Source organism: Agarivorans sp. Alg241-V36, from assembly GCF_900537085.1.
In the GTDB taxonomy this organism is placed as follows: Bacteria; Pseudomonadota; Gammaproteobacteria; order Enterobacterales; family Celerinatantimonadaceae; genus Agarivorans.
The window spans coordinates 808,057-824,955 of sequence record NZ_UNRE01000001.1; the positions used below are offsets into that span (position 1 = coordinate 808,057).

A 16,899-nucleotide genomic window follows, 5' to 3' on the forward strand; every position below is an offset into this window, starting at 1 on the left:
TATTTAAATAGCAGAGTAGGCGAGTTATGGATAAAAAGAGCGAGAATGTGGTTTGGCATAACCATAGCGTTAATCGAGAGTTGCGCACTATGAAAAAAGGCCACAAACCCTGCGTGCTGTGGTTCACTGGTTTAAGTGGTTCAGGCAAATCTACCATCGCTAATGCGGTTGATTACTTATTGTATCAACGTGGTGTTCATACTTATGTTCTTGATGGTGATAACGTTCGCCATGGACTTAATGGTGATTTAGGCTTCTCTGATATCGACCGTGTGGAAAACATTCGCCGTATTGGTGAAGTGGCCAAGTTATTTGTCGATGCAGGTTTAGTGGTCTCTACTGCTTTTATTTCTCCCTTTAAAGCTGATCGAAGTTTGGTTCGCAACCAACTAGAAGCTGGTGAGTTTTTTGAGGTGTTTATTGATACTCCACTAGAAGTATGTGAACAGCGCGACCCTAAAGGCTTATATAAAAAAGCACGTAGTGGTGAGATTAAAAACTTCACCGGTATTAGCTCTGCCTATGAAGCGCCCGAAAAAGCCGATGTACACGTACAAACGGATGGTAAGTCGGTCGAACAGTGTGCAGAGTTCGTGGTAAATGCACTTATTAGTGCTGGCATTGTAAAGGCTTAGTAACGAGGTTCTCTTTGCGACACATAGATATCTTTAACGGTGATGCCGATGGCATTATTTCGCTGATTCAGTTACGGCTAGTCGAACCTCAAGACAGTATCTTGCTTACAGGCGTTAAGCGGGAAAATCAGTTGATGAATGATTTTCAGTTTCAGCCAAACGACCAAGTCACCGTACTCGATATCTCTATGGAAAAGAACCAAGAAGGATTACTGCGTGCTCTAGAGCTTGGCGCTACAGTGCATTATGTGGACCATCACCGCCCAGGAGAAATACCGAAGCACCCAAATCTACTGGCAGATATCAATACTGACGCAGATGTTTGTACCGCTCTGTTAATAGATCAAAAGCTTAAAGGTAAACATCATCACTGGGCTATTGCTGGCGCCTATGGTGACAACTTAATTGCCAAAGCTGATGCATTGTGTAGACAAGCTCAATTGAGCGAGCAGCAAAGCGATCAGTTAAAGGAGCTAGGCACCTTAATTAATTATAATGGTTATGGTGCTACGCTAGCTGATCTCCACTATGACCCAGCTATATTGTTCAAGCTACTTCTTGAATACACCTCTCCATTTGAAGTTATAGCCGATAGCCAATCTGCCTATCATCAGCTGAAAGGAGCTTATCAAGAAGATATGTACCTTGCCAATAGCATCAAGCCTCACTACCTGAGCTCTTCGGTTAAAGTTACTATTTTGCCTAATACGGCTTGGGCGAGGCGGATAAGCGGCGTTTTTGGTAATCAACAGGCCAATTTACACCCTTCTTTAGCCCATCTGGTAGTCACTGAAACCGCTAAAGATACCGCCTTGGTTAGCTTGCGGGCACCACTCAATAACAAGCAAGGGGCTGGCAATATTTGCAGCCAATATCATACTGGCGGAGGGCGCGAAGCAGCAGCCGGGATAAACCAATTTAATATTGAACTACTCAATCAGCTCATTAGCGATATAGAAGGTTATTATTCTTAACTTCTACGAATTTATTGCTGGTTAATTGAACTGTTCTTGGTTTTTATGGTTGTGTTACATCAAATTTAGCTAAAATAATAGTTAGTTATTGAAAAGCCTTTCCCTTTTCTAGAGCGCTGTTTTTAAACTAATTAATAGCATTGTTGCTTTAGTAAAGCTCTGGTATATCAAGCTCTTGAGCCGCCTGTGGTGTTTATCCACAAAATTGCTGTGTTATACTTCTGCCCCATTATTGTAACGTGCAGGGAATCGCCTCGTGGTAGTGTTTAAACGCCTAAAAACTTGTTTCAGTTTTCTCTTCTTCCTATTTGCTAGCGCTAGTACTTATGCTAACACCTATGCAGGTGGAATCTTCTCTTACACTTCTGCAGAATACAACGTTGATGGTACTTCTGCCAGTGAAGGTAAGCCTTGGGTTCTTCAAGCTCAAGTGGGTCACTTTTTTAACGATTATTTTGCGCTAGAAGGCAGATACGGAGTTTCTACAGGGCGTTCTGGTGGTATATCTATTGATAGTTTGGCTTCAATATTAGCGAAAGGAAATTTACCAATCACAGAACAAACTGCTATGTATGCACTATTTGGTGGTTCAACCGCTAAACTAGATCAACAAAATGTTGCGAGTAGCACCGAGAGTGGTATGAGCTTTGGCTTGGGAGCGCATTATGCGTTCAGCCGTAATAGCGCAGTCACCATAGAGTACTTAAGTAGCTTAAATACAAACAAAGCGAAAGTTGGTGGTGTTAATCTAGCGTTTCAATATCGATTCTAAATGCTCTAAGGCTCGGTGCGTGAGCTATTAGCAATAGCGACGTATGAATTTTCAACAATTGGTGGGCTTAAGGCAAAACCTAGGAAGAAATATCAATTGTAAGTTTACGTAAAGAAGTGAATTGAAGTATTATCGAGCACGTTATTAATTGTGTTATTTCTGGCTAGTTTTGTTGATTGAGAAAGAGAAGAATAAAGAATGAAATTTGGACTTAGAAGTCTTATTGTAGTTTGGTTGTTAGGTTTATCTCCGTTTTCTATTGCAATGAACCTTAGCCCCGATCAAGTTCAAATGCTTAAGAATTTACCAGCAGATCAGCAGGCAGCTTTAGCCAGGCAGTATGGTGTTGATATTTCGCAATTTTCTCAATCATCGAGCAATGTAACTCAGTCAACTCAAGAGATCACTCCGCAATTACCGCAAAAACGCGACTTACAAGCTGAACGACAAGCGCTTGCAGATAAAAACAGTGCGGGCGAAACGGCAGAGCTTCAACGTTTTGGCTTAGATGTTTTTGCTACTCAACCTACAACCTTTGCTCCTTTAAATAATATCCCTGTTACTGATAACTATCGCCTAGGCCCTGGCGATACGCTTAATGTACAACTCTTCGGTAAAGAGAACAGTAAATTTGAATTCAGGGTAAACAGACACGGTAGCATTAGCTTTCCAGAGCTTGGCCCTGTGCACATATCTGGTTTAACTTTTAACGAAGTTAGAGAGTTAATGACTCAACAGATTAAAGAAAAGAAAATTGGCGTGCGCAGTAACATAACTATGGGAGAGTTGCGCACTGTAGAGGTTTTTGTGCTGGGTGATGCCTACCAGCCTGGTAAGTATTTAGTGAGTTCGTTGTCTACAATAACTCACGCTCTTTACGCCAGCGGCGGTATTAATCAACAAGGTAGTCTACGAGATATTAGGTTATTACGTGACGGTCAATTGGTTAGTCGATTCGACTTATATGACCTATTGATAAGTGGTGATACCAGTAATGACCTACAATTGCGTAGTGGCGATGTGATTTTTGTAGGGCCGCTAGGTGACACGGTAAGTGTAGAAGGCGAAGTTGTTCGCCCAGCCATTTACGAAATCATTGGTAATGAAACTGTAAAAGGCCTAATTGCATTAGCCGGTGGATACACAACGAGAGCATTCAAAAAATCTGCTAGGTTTGAACGAATTACTAATGAAGGCCTAATCGACCTATTAACACTTGACTTAAATAACAAAGTTGATCTTAAAAGAAACCTGCAAAATGGCGACTTTTTAACTATCGAGCAGGTCGATAAGAGAACACCAAACTATGTATCTCTAAAAGGTAATGTAGCGCGAGATGGCCGTTACCAATGGCGCAAAGGCTTGCGCATCTCAGATTTACTTCCTAGCGTTCAACGTAGCTTAAATACAAGCAGTGATCTCAATTACAGCTTAGTTGTGCGCAAAGAAAAAGATCGCTCAATAACGATCTTACAAGTTGATTTAGAGAAAGCCATTAATGAGAAGCACTCGGCTGACAATATTCTTTTAAAGCCAGAAGATGAAATTCTAGTTTTTACTAAATATGACCTAGAGCTGTTTAGTGAAGCTTTTCAAATTGGTGCTAAAGAGAAAGACTTGTTAAGTGCTGACGCAGCAAGCCTAAATGCGAAGATGGAAACCGCCGAACAGTTGGCCAATCAAACAGTTGGCGAACAAGCTCAGCATAGTAGTCAATTTGGTCAGTATTCGCAAAATGCGGCTTTACCAAATAGTCAGCCTAACGCTTCTAAGCCTCAAGCATCATCAAACCAAACAGTTAATCAAGGTGATTCTTCAGGGCGAGTTGAATCAACTAAAGCTGAAACCGAAATAGAAAGAATTGCACGCATTACCGATATGTCGGTTAATGAGGTCGAAAAGGTTCTCAAGTCTACCCGTGAAAAGTTACTAGCCCCGATATTGATTATGCTGCAAGAGCAGTCGAGCCTGAGTCGTGAGCTAAATGTGGTGGAAGTTTTTGGCGAGGTTAAGTTTCCCGGTATTTACCCAATAACTAACAAAAACACGGTAAAGGACTTAATAGACGCTGCCGGGGGATTAAAAAATGGTGCTTATGCACTTCATAGCGAATTAACAAGAACCATCGTTCAAGATGCTAATGCAGATGTTACCTTGCTACGCCTTGATCTAAATGATGTTCTTGATGGCAACCCAGATCAAAACTTAGCGCTGCAAGCTCGAGATAGATTAAACGTATTAGCAGTGCCAAACTTACGTAAGCAGCGAACTGTTAGTTTACAGGGTGAAGTACGCTTCCCTGGCACATACGTGATTAAACGTGGTGAAACACTGGGCGATGTGATTACTCGAGCCGGAGGGCTAACTGAGTATGCCCACCAAGATGGCGCGGTATTCACCCGAGAAGCTTTACGAGTACGTGAACAGAGTCAAATAGACGCGTACGCGGAAAGTATTCGTCAAGAAGTTGCTAAAAAGAGCCTTCGACAAACCGGACCAGGGAGCTTCACCTCATCTTCGAGCCCAACAGAGCAGCTAGAGCTGATTCAAGAAATGAGTGGTACCCAAGCGCTCGGTAGGATGGTGGTTGATTTACCTGCTATTCTTCTTGACGAGAGCGCTAAAGATTTCATGTTAGAAGATGAAGATATGCTTTATGTACCACAGTACAGAAACACCGTAACCATTATGGGTGAAGTTCAAATATCAACATCTTATCTATTAGATGAAGCATATAGTTTTCAAGACTACATAAACTTTGCCGGTGGTGCTAAAAAGCAAGCTGATGAAGATAGGGTGTTTGTAGTAAGAGCTAATGGCTCTGTTTACAAGCCTGAATCTGGTTTCTGGTTTAAGAACAATAAGCAGCCCTTGCAGCCGGGGGATACTATTGTAGTACCTATTGATACCGATTACCGAGATGCTTTGAGTACATGGACAGCCGCTACCCAAATCTTGTATCAAATTGGTGTGGCGTATAACGCGATCCAAAAATAGCGTTTAATGCACCCTTGTATTCTAGGGTGCTTATTAATTTAATAAGTAGACCAGTAAACTATGACTCAACCAATACAACAGCACGCATCGACTTATCCGCCAGCCTATTTTGAATCTGTTGCTGAAGACGAGATAGATCTTAGAGAGTTGTTCTCAGTTATTTGGCGCGGCAAATGGCTAATTATTGCTTGCACTGTTGTGTTTGCTACAGCTGCTGTGGTATTTGCCATAAATCAACCAAATATTTATCGAGCGAATGCCCTATTGGCAGCATCTAACCAAGAAAGCAATAAGCTGAGTGGCATGGCTTCTCAGTTTGGTGGGCTAGCCTCTCTAGCAGGAATCAACTTAAATGCGGGTGGTGGTACCGATCAAACTACTTTAGCGATTGAAGTATTAAAGTCTCGGCAGTTTTTTAAAGAGTTTTTAGTTAAGTATCAAATAAAAGCAGATTTAATGGCTGCAAAAGAGTGGAACCCAGTAAGTGGCGAATTGAGTTATGACCCCGAAGTTTATGATGCTCAAGCAAACAAATGGACGCGTGAAGTTAAGGCTCCCAAACAGGCTGAACCCTCAATGCAAGAAAGCCATGAAGTGTTTTCTAAAGAAGTGTTGAGTGTTGCTACTGATAAAGAAACTGGTTTAATCACTGTAGCTGCAGAACACATCTCGCCTATTGTGGCACAGCAGTGGGTAAATTGGTTAGTTAAAGACATCAACCAAGTGATGCGCGAACGTTCTCAGCAAGAAACTTTAGCCAATATTAACTACTTAAAAGAGCAGTTAGAAAATACCTCTGTTGCACAAATGCAAACGGTGTTTTACCAGCTCATTGAAGAGCAAACTAAAACTTTAATGCTGGCAGAAGCCAATGGTGATTTTGTGTTTAAGGTTGTCGATCCAGCGGTTGTTGCAGAGCAAAAAGTAAAACCTAAACGAGCGCTTATATGTGTATTGGGTACTTTGCTTGGCGGAATGCTAGGAGTAATGGTGGTTTTGGTTCGACACTTTGCTAAGGGAAGCGCTGATGCTTAGTTGTTGCCTTATTCGCTTAACGAGTATTGGTGAGAGTTTATGAGCACCTTTATATTGTCCTTATTGGTTGCGTTTTTAGGCACTTACAGCGCGATTAAAGTACTAAAGCCGATTGCGATTAAGCATGAGTTAGTGGATAAACCTAATGAGCGTAAGCTTCATGTAGGCTCTATTCCTCTTATTGGAGGAATTGCTGTTTATGTAGGCTTTGTGTTATCTCTGCTGGTAATTGCTCAAGGCTATGACATTTCATTTAAGTACTTTTTGTTAGCTTCTGGCGGCATTTTGTTAGTAGGAATGTTAGATGATAAATATGACCTAAGTGTTCGCTTAAGGATGTTCTGCCAGATCGTAGCCGCTAGTGTAATGATGTTTGCAAGTGGCGACCGTATAGAAAACTTAGGCAATCTATTGGTAATGGGCGACATCCACCTTGGTTGGGCTGCTGTACCTTTTACGTACTTGGCCATAATGGGCGCTATTAACGCCTACAACATGGTAGACGGTATAGATGGCTTAGTAGGTGGTGTAACCTTTACTAGCATGCTTTCTCTATCACTGCTTTTCATACTAGAAGGCTTTGTGCTGGAATCCTGGATAGCACTTTGCCTAGTAGTAGCTCTAATTCCCTATCTTATATTTAACCTTACTAGAGCAGATAACCCCAAACGCAGCAAAATTTTCATGGGAGATGCTGGCTCTATGTTTGTTGGCTTAAGTGTAGTGTGGTTACTGGCGATAGGCTCACAAGGCGAAGCCCCGGCCTTTAAACCTGTAACCGCGTTGTGGGTTATCGCAATCCCGCTTATGGATATGGCAGGGGTTATGATCCGCCGTAAGCGTAAAGGTCAATCACCCTTTAAGCCGGATCGCGATCATTTGCACCACATATTTATGCGCGCTGGTTTCACCTCTAGGCAGACTCTTATATGTATTACCTTATTAAGTTTTAGCATATCTATGGTAGGGGTATTGTTAAACTGCCTAAGTGCACCTGATTGGTTGTCTTTTGGTTTATTTTTGGTGGTGTTTGCAGGTTATTTAATGGCGTTAAAGCATGTATGGCGTTTGCTAATAGCATTCCGAAGAGTAAAAGCATTTAGACGCATGCGACGGGTTAACCAAGTTAAACTGTCTAGAACTAAGCAAAAAAATGCCTAGCAAGAGCCTACTGAGTAAAACAGTGTAAGAAAATATTGCAGTGATGCTTGAATTAGAGACATTTAAAACCGTTATACAATCGACACCTTTGGTGTCGATTGATTTTATTGTGCGCAACACAAGCGGGCAAATATTGTTAGGCAAACGCAACAATCGTCCCGCGAAGGGCTACTGGTTTGTACCTGGTGGGCGTGTGTTGAAAGATGAGCCCTTGGACCTAGCGTTCTCCCGTTTATTGAAGCAAGAACTTGGCATAGACAATGCTTCTTCAAGTTTTAAGGGCGTTTACCAGCATTTTTATGAAGATAACGTTTCATCAAATGATTTTTCTACCCATTACGTAGTTCTTGCCTACGACATTGTAGAGGATGGAGGCTTAACTGAGTTACCTGACGAACAGCATTGCGATTATTATTGGTTCGATGAAGCGGACTTATTGAGAAATAAAAGGGTGCACCGTCATACTCAGTGGTATTTTCAAGCGAATAAACGCGCTGACAACAGTTTTATGTAACGAATTTAGTGTAAAGATAGTTGTTAGCCTTTAACGTAAACGAATTAATTTAGTAGAGAATGAACATCTTATGATTACTCCTGTGATTATGGCTGGCGGCTCTGGGTCGCGCTTGTGGCCGCTAAGTCGCTCTTTGTACCCCAAGCAGTTTCTTGCATTAACATCGCAAAATACCATGTTACAAGAAACCATTAGTCGTTTAGAGGGCGTTGCGACTAACGCACCAATGGTTATCTGTAATGAAGAGCACCGTTTTGTAGTGGCTGAGCAATTGCGCGCCATTGACAAATCAGCATCAATTATTCTTGAGCCAGTTGGTCGCAATACTGCTCCTGCAGTAGCTATTGCTGCAGAAGCAGCGAAGGGCGACGACGACCCATTGCTATTTGTTTTGGCAGCCGATCATGTAATTCAAGACGCCAGTGTTTTCCGCGAAGCACTAAACAACGCTATCCCCTTAGCTCAAGAGGGTAAGTTAGTGACTTTTGGCATCGTGCCAGATAAAGCTCACACCGGTTATGGCTATATTCAGCGTGGCGATTCCATGGCTGACGGTAATGGCTACGTAGTAGAGCAGTTTGTTGAAAAGCCTGATGCAAGCACAGCCGCTGGATATGTAAATAGTGGAGAGTTCTACTGGAACAGTGGCATGTTTTTATTCAAGGCCAGTCGCTACCTAGAAGAGTTGACTCGGTGTAGGAGTGACATCGCACAAGTTTGCAGGCAAGCTATGGCCAACACCACCAAGGATCAAGATTTTATTCGTCTGGATGCAGAGGTTTTTGCGCAGTGTCCCGATGAGTCCATTGATTATGCGGTAATGGAACACACTAAAGACGCCGTGGTGGTACCACTTGATGCAGGTTGGAACGATATTGGTTCATGGTCGTCTTTATGGGAAGTGAACGCCAAAGACGAAGATGGCAATGTCATTTTAGGTGACACAATGCTCCACGATACAAGTAATTGCCTGGTGCATGGCGGAGAGCGCCTTATCGCGACGGTTGGCCTCAATGACGTAGTGGTAATCGATACCAAGGATGCCTTGCTTGTTGCTGATAAGGCTCGAGTGCAAGACGTGAAAAAAATCGTTGAACAACTTAAAGCGGATAAACGAGGTGAGTATGAAAATCACCGCGAAGTGTATCGTCCTTGGGGTAAGTATGACTCCATAGGCACAGGTGCTCGAGATCAGGTTAAACGGATCACAGTGAAGCCCGGTGGCAAGTTGTCGATTCAAAAGCATTATCATCGTGCTGAACATTGGATTGTTGTATCTGGTACAGCCAGTGTGTTGCGAGGTGAAGAAACACAATTGGTGACTGAAAATCAATCTATTTATATTCCGCTAGGTACAGTACACGCCCTAGAAAACCCCGGAAAAATCCCACTAGAAATGATTGAAGTGCAAACCGGTAGTTACCTTGGCGAAGACGATATTGTTCGCTTTGAAGATAAATACGGCCGAGTATAAGGAGTGAACACGCCAATGGTAGTTAATCTAACCACGAGTAAAGTCATTAAAGACAGCGGCGTCGCGTTTGGTACCAGTGGCGCAAGAGGTTTGGTGACCCAGTTTACGCCGGATGTATGTGCGGCTTTCAGTCATGCCTTCATTGAAAGTATGCGCGTCAATTTTACTTTCGATACCGTTGCAATAGCGATTGATAATCGTCCTAGTAGTTATGCAATGGCGCAAGCCTGCGTTGCAGCACTTCAACAGCAAGGTTTACAGGTTGTTTACTATGGGGTGGTGCCTACGCCTGCCTTGGCTTATGTAGCTCAAGAAGACCAGATGCCGGCAATTATGGTTACCGGCAGCCATATTCCTTTTGATAGAAATGGCCTTAAGTTTTATCGCCCCGACGGTGAAATCTCCAAAAACGATGAACAGGCCATTATTAACGCAAGCGTTGGGTTTAAAGCGCTTGAAAGTCTACCTGAGCTTGAAATAAATAACCGCGCTGCAGAAGAATACATCTACCGTTATACCTCACTGTTCGAACACCCTTTTTTAAGCGGTAAGCGTATTGGCATTTATGAGCATTCCAGTGCGGGTAGAGACTTGTATTACCGTATTTTTGAAGCCTTGGGTGCTGAAGTCGTGGCAATCGAGCGCAGTGATAGCTTTGTGCCTATTGATACCGAAGCAGTATCACAAGAGGATAAGCGTAAAGCAAGGGCCTGGGCTAAACAGTATAATCTTGACGTGGTGTTCTCAACCGATGGTGATGGTGATAGGCCTCTTGTATCAGATGAAAACGGCGAGTGGCTACGCGGTGATCTCTTAGGCCTTCTGTGTGCTGATGAGCTCAATATTGGTGCATTGGCTATACCAGTGAGTTGTAATACCGCCATTGAGCTAAGTAACAAGTTTGAATGGGTAAAGCGCACAAAAATTGGCTCCCCTTATGTGATTGCAGAGTTCGTGGCGTTGAATAATGAATACACATCAGTAGCTGGCTTTGAAGCCAATGGTGGTTTTTTGCTTGGCAGTGATATCCAGATTAACGGTAAGGTGTTAAAAGCCTTGCCCACCAGAGATGCGGTGTTACCGGCAATTATGTTGTTAGTGGCTGCACAGCGCGCAAACATTAGTAAGCTAGTTGAAGAGTTACCACAGCGCTTTACTGATAGCGATCGGATCCAAAATTTTGCCACAGCAAAAAGCCAACAAATCGTCGCTGATGGTACTAAAGATCCACAATGGTTAATGCAAAGTTTAGGTTTTGGAGATTTGGCTATTGTATCTGTGGATACCACTGATGGCTTAAGAATTGGGCTGGATAATCAACAGTTTGTGCACTTAAGACCATCTGGCAATGCCCCAGAGTTACGCTGCTATGCAGAGGCGGCGACAGTTGAACAGGCAATAGCAAGCGTTGAAAAAAGCTTAACGAATATTAGGTCACTTTAAACCTAGCATTTGAACGTTTAAGAAATTGAAATAACGAATTGGAATACAGTGATGTCTAAAAATAAAGTGGCTTTAATTACCGGCGTGACGGGCCAAGATGGCTCTTACCTTGCTGAGTTACTATTAGAAAAAGGGTATGAAGTACATGGTATTAAACGCCGAGCTTCATCATTAAATACTGACCGAGTGGATCACATTTACCAAGATGTGCATGAATCTAACCCTAAGTTCTTTTTGCACTACGGTGATTTAACCGATTCGTCTAACTTAACCCGTATCATTAAAGACATACAGCCAGACGAAGTCTATAACCTTGCAGCTCAATCTCATGTTGCGGTCTCTTTTGAATGTCCTGAATATACTGCCGACGTAGATGCCATGGGCACTTTACGCTTGTTAGAAGCAATCCGCTTTTTAGGCTTAGAAAAGAAAACCAAGTTTTATCAAGCATCTACCTCAGAGCTTTACGGTGAAGTGCAAGAGATCCCTCAAAAAGAGACTACGCCATTTCACCCGCGCTCGCCTTACGCGGTAGCCAAAATGTACGCTTACTGGATCGTAGTGAACTACCGAGAGTCATACGGAATGTATGCCTGTAACGGTATTCTATTTAACCATGAATCACCACGTCGTGGTGAAACCTTTGTTACGCGTAAAATTACTCGTGCTATCGCAAATATTTCGCAAGGTTTAGAGCCGTGCTTATACCTCGGTAATATGGATGCACTGCGCGACTGGGGGCACGCTAAAGACTACGTGCGTATGCAATGGATGATGTTACAACAAGATCAAGCTGATGACTTTGTTATTGCTACTGGCAAGCAAATAAGCGTGCGTGAATTTGTGAAACTGTCAGCCAAAGAAGCAGGTATAGAGCTTGAGTTTACAGGTGAAGGACTAGATGAGATCGGCACCGTTAAATCAGTGACAGGCGACAACGCTCCTGCACTAAACGTAGGGGATGTAATTGTGAAGGTTGATCCACGTTACTTCCGCCCTGCAGAAGTTGAAACCTTACTGGGAGACCCAAGCAAAGCAAAAGCTAAGTTGGGCTGGGTGCCTCAAATTACAGTAGAAGAAATGTGTGCAGAAATGGTGCAGCACGACTTGAGCAAAGCTAAACAACACGCTTTGTTAAAAGCTCATGGCCATAAAGTAGCCATTGCCGTAGAAAACCAAGGGTAGCTGCCATGGACCAGAATAGTAGGATTTATGTTGCCGGGCACCGAGGCATGGTGGGCTCGGCCATAGTGCGCCAGTTAGAAGCAAGTGGTTATAGTAATATAGTTACCAGGACTCGTGATGAGCTCGACTTAACGAACCAGCAAGCAGTGTTCGATTTTTTCAAAGCTGAGAACATTGATCAAGTTTACTTAGCTGCAGCTAGGGTAGGGGGTATTGTGGCAAACAATACCTACCCTGCTGATTTCATTTATGAAAACTTAATGATTCAGTGCAATATTATTCATGCTGCGCATTTAGCTAATATACAGAAACTACTATTTTTAGGATCATCGTGTATTTATCCTAAGTTAGCTCCACAGCCAATGACCGAAGCTGCTTTGTTAACGGGTGAGTTAGAGCCAACTAACGAGCCTTACGCAGTAGCAAAAATTGCTGGTATTAAGTTATGTGAAAGCTACAATCGGCAGTTTGGACGAGATTATCGCAGTGTAATGCCCACGAATTTATATGGGCCCAATGATAACTTTCATCCAGAAAATAGCCACGTTATTCCTGCTTTAATTAGACGCTTCCATGAAGCTAAGTTGAACGGAGATAAAGAAGTAGTAGCTTGGGGAAGCGGCAAGCCAATGCGCGAGTTTTTATACGTAGATGATATGGCGAATGCTTCCATTCATGTTATGAACTTAGCTAAAGATAATTATGAAGCCCATACCCAACCTATGTTAAGCCATATTAACGTGGGAACTGGAACTGATTGTACTATTCGCGAGTTAGTTGAGACGGTTGCTAAGGTTGTAGGATTTAAAGGCTCCATTAAGTTTGATGTGACTAAACCAGATGGAGCACCTAGGAAGTTGATGAATGTTGATCGGCTACAATCTCTAAACTGGGTATATTCGATAGAGTTATATGATGGATTAGAGGCGACTTATCAGTGGTTTAACGAAAATATAGATATGTTTAGAGGTTAATAGAACCTGTTATTAAGAAAGATTAGTTGATTAATGCTTAATGTTGGGATTCTGAAAACTACACCCCTTCTGTCGCTGATAGCCCGATATATTAGTTTACTGGGAGATATACACAACTTGGCTATCAGATGGCTGGATAACTAGTTATTAGTCTAGGCATTAAAGTATGTTTAAATACAATTCGTTGGTTGTTTTATAAATTATGGGTTTTCTGTTTAAATTGGAAAATGTTAAACAGGATTGAATTAAGGTTGGTATCAGAATGAAAAATATTATTGCTCATCGAGGATTTTGGTTTGATATTGCAGAACAAAATACACAAGTGGCCTTTGAACGAGCTCTTTCTAATAAGTTTGGTATTGAAACTGATTTAAGGGATCATGATGGTTTCGTTGTTATCAGTCATGATATGCCTGATTCGCAATCTATGAGTTATAATGAGTTTCTAACGACATGTAGCAGATATGACAGGCAATTAGTATTAGCACTAAATATAAAATCTGATGGTTTACAAGCCTTATTAAAGCAATCTGAAATTAGAAATTCACACTTTTACTTTGATATGTCTGTGCCGGATATGTTGGGTTTTCACAAACAGCAATTACCTACATACAGCCGCTACTCAGATATTGAAACGGTACCATCTCTATATAAAGAGAGTCCTGGGATTTGGCTAGATAATTTCAGAGACGAAACCTTAGATCTAGATGCTCTAAAACGGTTTCTTATTGACAAAAAGTCAGTCGTGTTAGTTTCTCCAGAGTTACATAATAGGGATAAAACTGGCTATTGGGAATCCTTGAAAAAATTTATAAATAGAAACCAGCAGTGGAGTGAATTAATAGGATTATGTACAGATTATCCTTCGAAAGCAAGAGAGTATTTTTATGACTAAGAACATTAAAGCGGTCATCTTTGATATGGACGGCGTTCTAATTGACGCTAAAGATTGGCATTATGATGCTTTAAATAAAGCTCTAGAAATCTTTGGCCTAACAATCAGTAGGCATGATCACCTAACGACTTTTGATGGTTTATCTACAGGGCAGAAACTGAAGATGTTGTCTAAGGTTCATGTTCTCCCTGAATCGTTACATGACTTTATAAACGAAATGAAGCAACAATATACGATGGATATCACTCATCAGTTATGCAAGCCTATATTTCATCATCAGTTTGCGTTGTCTAAGTTGAAAGAGAATGGTTACCAGCTAGCTGTCGCTTCTAACTCTATTCGGAATACCGTTAAAGTTATGATGGAAAAGTCTGCATTGATGGAGTATCTCGATTTTTATTTATCAAACCAAGACGTATTGAAAAGCAAGCCTGACCCTGAAATTTATGACTTGGCAATTTCAAGATTGGGACTCAAACCGGAAGAGTGTTTGATTGTTGAAGATAATGAAAATGGTTTAAAAGCTGCTTATGCATCAGGGGCTCATGTATTGAAAGTCGATACTATTCATGATGTTAATTTTGACAATATTACTCGCTTTATTAATGAGGTTGAATCATATGCTTAATATTCTAGTTCCTCTTTCCGGGGCGAGTACGTTTAAAGTGTCTAAGGAAAACAAGTTTCCGAGGATATTAAATGATGTAAATGGGAAACTTTTAATAGAACGAGCTGCAAAGCCGTTTCTAGACTTAAAGTTAGCCAATCAAATAACTGTTGCTCTCCCTCAGCCGGCAGCAAGTAAATACCAATTAAATAACGTACTAAAATTGTTGGGCAGCCATATTAAGAGTTGTGCAATTAATGGTAATACACAAGGGTCCGCTTGTTCAGCGTTACTCGCAATTGAGGAGCTTCAGCTTGACGCTCCGTTGGTTATTGCAAGTTTTGAACAAGTGCTTGATTTTGATATCAATGAACATATACAAGGCTTTATTGATGATGGGGTTGATGCAGGAGTGTTTACCTTCGAGGCAATGCACCCTAAGTGGTCTTTTGTTAAGGTCGATGAGCATAACTTTGTAACACAAGCCGCAGAAAAAATGCCAATAAGTAACAAAGCAATTGCTGGCCTATATTATTTTAGGTCAGCAAGAATCTTTGTAGAGTCCGCCAAAGCTATGATTCGTAAAGATGTAAAAACTAACGGAAGTTTTTTCATTGCTCCTACATTGAACGAGATTATATTGAATGAAGGAAAGGTTAAAGCAGTTGATATTGACAAATCGCGCTACTTTCATGTTACGGATGAGCACGAGCTCAGCAGCTATGAACAAAAATTAATAGAAAACAATGATAAACTAAAGTCACGAATTTACCATAAAACCAAAGAATATGTCGCAGCTTTTAATAGCAAATCGATTGAGTTAATCCTGCCTTTTTTATCCAATGACTTCGTATTAGTTGACCCTTCAGGTGAATTCAAAGGGAAGTCTGTAGCTAAAGAATATATTGAAGGTATTTTTAATGTTACTCAGAGACTAAACTTTAATGCTATAAATATACACCAAACTACCAGTATGTATTCAGTAATAGAATTCGAATTAGTTCTTGATGGAAAAAAACTCGTGGGTACAGATATAATAAAATGGAATAACGAATTAAAAATGGAAGAAATGAAAGCTTATCTTTATGAGAATGCCGATGAATAAATATAATATTAGTGATTTTGTTCGTGGGTGGATCGTTGGTGGCTTCGAGCCAACATTATTCAACACTACTGACGTCGAGTTTGCCATTCAAGAGTTTAAGAAGGGCGATAAGGAAGCTAACCATTGCCACAAAATTGCCACAGAAATTACTGTAATTGTACAAGGTAAGGCTTTAATGAAAGATATGATATTGAATAAAGGTGATATTGTTAAGATCTCCCCTGGCGAATATACAAATTTTGAAGCATTAGAAGATACAACAACCGCAGTAATAAAATTACCAGGTGCGCTTAATGATAAATATCTGGAGGAGTAAATGTTAAATATTGTAGTTCCAATGGCTGGTCGTGGCAGCAGGTTTGCTGATGCAGGGTATACAGACCCTAAGCCACTGATTGATGTACATGGTAAGCACATGATAGAAGTAGTTATTAACAACTTAACTCCAAGTTGTAAACACCGATTTATTTTTGTCTGCCAGGAAGAGCATGTAAAAGCTTACAAATTGGAAGCTATATTTGCTAGAGCATGTGAAAATTTTGAAATAGTTTCAATTAATGGTGTTACCGAAGGTGCAGCTATTACGGTACTAAAGGCTCGCGACTATTTTGATAATGACCATCCATTAATGATTGCGAATTCAGACCAATGGGTTGATCTTAATATTAATGATTATTTACAAGATATGGAACAACGTAACCTCGATGGTAGTATGTTAACAATGAAAGCTGACGATCCAAAATGGTCTTATGCAAAAGTTGATAGCCGAGGTGCTGTTTCTGAAGTGGTTGAAAAAGTTGTGATATCAGATGAAGCAACTGTAGGTATTTATAACTTCGCTAAAGGAAGTGATTTTTGTCACTTTGCTGACTCTATGATCGAGCAAGACATTAGAAGCAATGGTGAATTCTACGTAGCGCCTGTTTACAGCTTCATGGCCGATAAAGATCAAGATATAGGTATATATAATATTGGTGAAGAAGCTAAAGGTATGTATGGCTTAGGAATACCTAGTGACTTAACTTTATTTTTGTCTTTAAAAATATCCACTAAAGCGACTGATTTCTAGAATGTTACGATATATACTAAAAAATAACTTTAGATCACTTAAGTCTTTCCTCGCGCTAC

At 41.1% G+C, this 16,899-nt stretch carries 16 protein-coding genes; all 16 read left to right on the forward strand.

The genetic code is table 11. The features are described from left to right. Positions 1-26 precede the first annotated feature (26 nt). The 16 genes from cysC (at position 27) to G6R11_RS03920 (ending at position 16,840) form a co-directional block, all read left to right on the forward strand. Positions 27-635, forward strand: coding sequence for an adenylyl-sulfate kinase (gene cysC, locus G6R11_RS03845; protein ID WP_163131617.1), 609 nt, complete (start codon positions 27-29; stop codon positions 633-635). Positions 636-649: 14 nt separating this feature from the next. Continuing rightward, the gene (locus G6R11_RS03850) at positions 650-1,609 is read left to right on the forward strand and encodes a DHH family phosphoesterase (protein WP_163131619.1); all 960 of its coding nucleotides are present in this window, start codon (positions 650-652) and stop codon (positions 1,607-1,609) included. Positions 1,610-1,865: 256 nt separating this feature from the next. After that, positions 1,866-2,381 carry an outer membrane beta-barrel protein gene (locus G6R11_RS03855; protein ID WP_163131621.1) on the forward strand — a complete coding sequence of 172 codons (516 nt, stop codon included), beginning with the start codon at positions 1,866-1,868 and terminating at the stop codon, positions 2,379-2,381. 198 nt (positions 2,382-2,579) lie between these two features. Further along, a complete protein-coding gene (locus G6R11_RS03860; protein WP_163131623.1) occupies positions 2,580-5,378 on the forward strand; it encodes an SLBB domain-containing protein in 2,799 nt (932 codons plus the stop codon). 60 nt (positions 5,379-5,438) lie between these two features. Beyond that, complete coding sequence (locus G6R11_RS03865; RefSeq protein ID WP_163131625.1) at positions 5,439-6,413, forward strand: Wzz/FepE/Etk N-terminal domain-containing protein; 975 nt, start codon at positions 5,439-5,441, stop codon at positions 6,411-6,413. Positions 6,414-6,452: 39 nt separating this feature from the next. After that, on the forward strand, positions 6,453-7,574 hold the full coding sequence (gene wecA, locus G6R11_RS03870; RefSeq protein ID WP_163131627.1) for a UDP-N-acetylglucosamine--undecaprenyl-phosphate N-acetylglucosaminephosphotransferase: 1,122 nt from the start codon (positions 6,453-6,455) through the stop codon (positions 7,572-7,574). 43 nt (positions 7,575-7,617) lie between these two features. After that, positions 7,618-8,088, forward strand: a complete 471-nt coding sequence (locus G6R11_RS03875) for a GDP-mannose mannosyl hydrolase (protein ID WP_163131905.1) — start codon at positions 7,618-7,620, stop codon at positions 8,086-8,088. A gap of 70 nt (positions 8,089-8,158) precedes the next feature. Further along, complete coding sequence (locus tag G6R11_RS03880; protein ID WP_163131629.1) at positions 8,159-9,562, forward strand: mannose-1-phosphate guanylyltransferase/mannose-6-phosphate isomerase; 1,404 nt, start codon at positions 8,159-8,161, stop codon at positions 9,560-9,562. Between the two features lie 15 nt (positions 9,563-9,577). Then, positions 9,578-11,005, forward strand: a complete 1,428-nt coding sequence (locus tag G6R11_RS03885) for a phosphomannomutase (RefSeq protein WP_163131631.1) — start codon at positions 9,578-9,580, stop codon at positions 11,003-11,005. A gap of 51 nt (positions 11,006-11,056) precedes the next feature. Beyond that, entirely contained in the window at positions 11,057-12,190 is a 1,134-nt protein-coding gene (gmd, locus tag G6R11_RS03890; protein WP_163131632.1) for a GDP-mannose 4,6-dehydratase, read from the forward strand. A 5-nt stretch (positions 12,191-12,195) separates the two neighbouring features. Beyond that, positions 12,196-13,164: a GDP-L-fucose synthase gene (locus G6R11_RS03895; RefSeq protein WP_163131634.1), complete on the forward strand. Its 969-nt coding sequence runs from the start codon at positions 12,196-12,198 to the stop codon at positions 13,162-13,164. 262 nt (positions 13,165-13,426) lie between these two features. Beyond that, positions 13,427-14,059 carry a hypothetical protein gene (locus G6R11_RS03900; protein ID WP_163131636.1) on the forward strand — a complete coding sequence of 211 codons (633 nt, stop codon included), beginning with the start codon at positions 13,427-13,429 and terminating at the stop codon, positions 14,057-14,059. Then, positions 14,052-14,687, forward strand: coding sequence for an HAD family phosphatase (locus tag G6R11_RS03905; RefSeq protein ID WP_163131638.1), 636 nt, complete (start codon positions 14,052-14,054; stop codon positions 14,685-14,687). The genes G6R11_RS03900 and G6R11_RS03905 overlap by 8 nt, the downstream gene beginning before the upstream one ends. After that, on the forward strand, positions 14,680-15,771 hold the full coding sequence (locus tag G6R11_RS03910; RefSeq protein WP_163131640.1) for a hypothetical protein: 1,092 nt from the start codon (positions 14,680-14,682) through the stop codon (positions 15,769-15,771). The genes G6R11_RS03905 and G6R11_RS03910 overlap by 8 nt, the downstream gene beginning before the upstream one ends. Beyond that, positions 15,764-16,087 (forward strand): cupin domain-containing protein, encoded by a 324-nt coding sequence (locus G6R11_RS03915; RefSeq protein ID WP_163131641.1) that lies wholly within the window; start codon positions 15,764-15,766, stop codon positions 16,085-16,087. Before G6R11_RS03910 ends, G6R11_RS03915 begins: the two co-directional genes overlap by 8 nt. Further along, complete coding sequence (locus G6R11_RS03920) at positions 16,088-16,840, forward strand: glycosyltransferase family 2 protein (RefSeq protein ID WP_163131642.1); 753 nt, start codon at positions 16,088-16,090, stop codon at positions 16,838-16,840. Positions 16,841-16,899: the final 59 nt, after the last annotated feature.

Bases quoted from the DNA above. Each gene is read 5' to 3' on its own strand.
- cysC (WP_163131617.1), top strand. From the start codon at position 27: ATGGATAAAAAGAGCGAGAATGTGGTTTGGCATAACCATAGCGTTAAT.
- G6R11_RS03860 (WP_163131623.1), top strand. From the start codon at position 2,580: ATGAAATTTGGACTTAGAAGTCTTATTGTAGTTTGGTTGTTAGGTTTA.
- G6R11_RS03865 (WP_163131625.1), top strand. From the start codon at position 5,439: ATGACTCAACCAATACAACAGCACGCATCGACTTATCCGCCAGCCTAT.
- wecA (WP_163131627.1), top strand. From the start codon at position 6,453: ATGAGCACCTTTATATTGTCCTTATTGGTTGCGTTTTTAGGCACTTAC.
- G6R11_RS03875 (WP_163131905.1), top strand. From the start codon at position 7,618: ATGCTTGAATTAGAGACATTTAAAACCGTTATACAATCGACACCTTTG.
- G6R11_RS03880 (WP_163131629.1), top strand. From the start codon at position 8,159: ATGATTACTCCTGTGATTATGGCTGGCGGCTCTGGGTCGCGCTTGTGG.
- G6R11_RS03885 (WP_163131631.1), top strand. From the start codon at position 9,578: ATGGTAGTTAATCTAACCACGAGTAAAGTCATTAAAGACAGCGGCGTC.
- gmd (WP_163131632.1), top strand. From the start codon at position 11,057: ATGTCTAAAAATAAAGTGGCTTTAATTACCGGCGTGACGGGCCAAGAT.
- G6R11_RS03895 (WP_163131634.1), top strand. From the start codon at position 12,196: ATGGACCAGAATAGTAGGATTTATGTTGCCGGGCACCGAGGCATGGTG.
- G6R11_RS03900 (WP_163131636.1), top strand. From the start codon at position 13,427: ATGAAAAATATTATTGCTCATCGAGGATTTTGGTTTGATATTGCAGAA.
- G6R11_RS03905 (WP_163131638.1), top strand. From the start codon at position 14,052: ATGACTAAGAACATTAAAGCGGTCATCTTTGATATGGACGGCGTTCTA.
- G6R11_RS03910 (WP_163131640.1), top strand. From the start codon at position 14,680: ATGCTTAATATTCTAGTTCCTCTTTCCGGGGCGAGTACGTTTAAAGTG.
- G6R11_RS03915 (WP_163131641.1), top strand. From the start codon at position 15,764: ATGAATAAATATAATATTAGTGATTTTGTTCGTGGGTGGATCGTTGGT.
- G6R11_RS03920 (WP_163131642.1), top strand. From the start codon at position 16,088: ATGTTAAATATTGTAGTTCCAATGGCTGGTCGTGGCAGCAGGTTTGCT.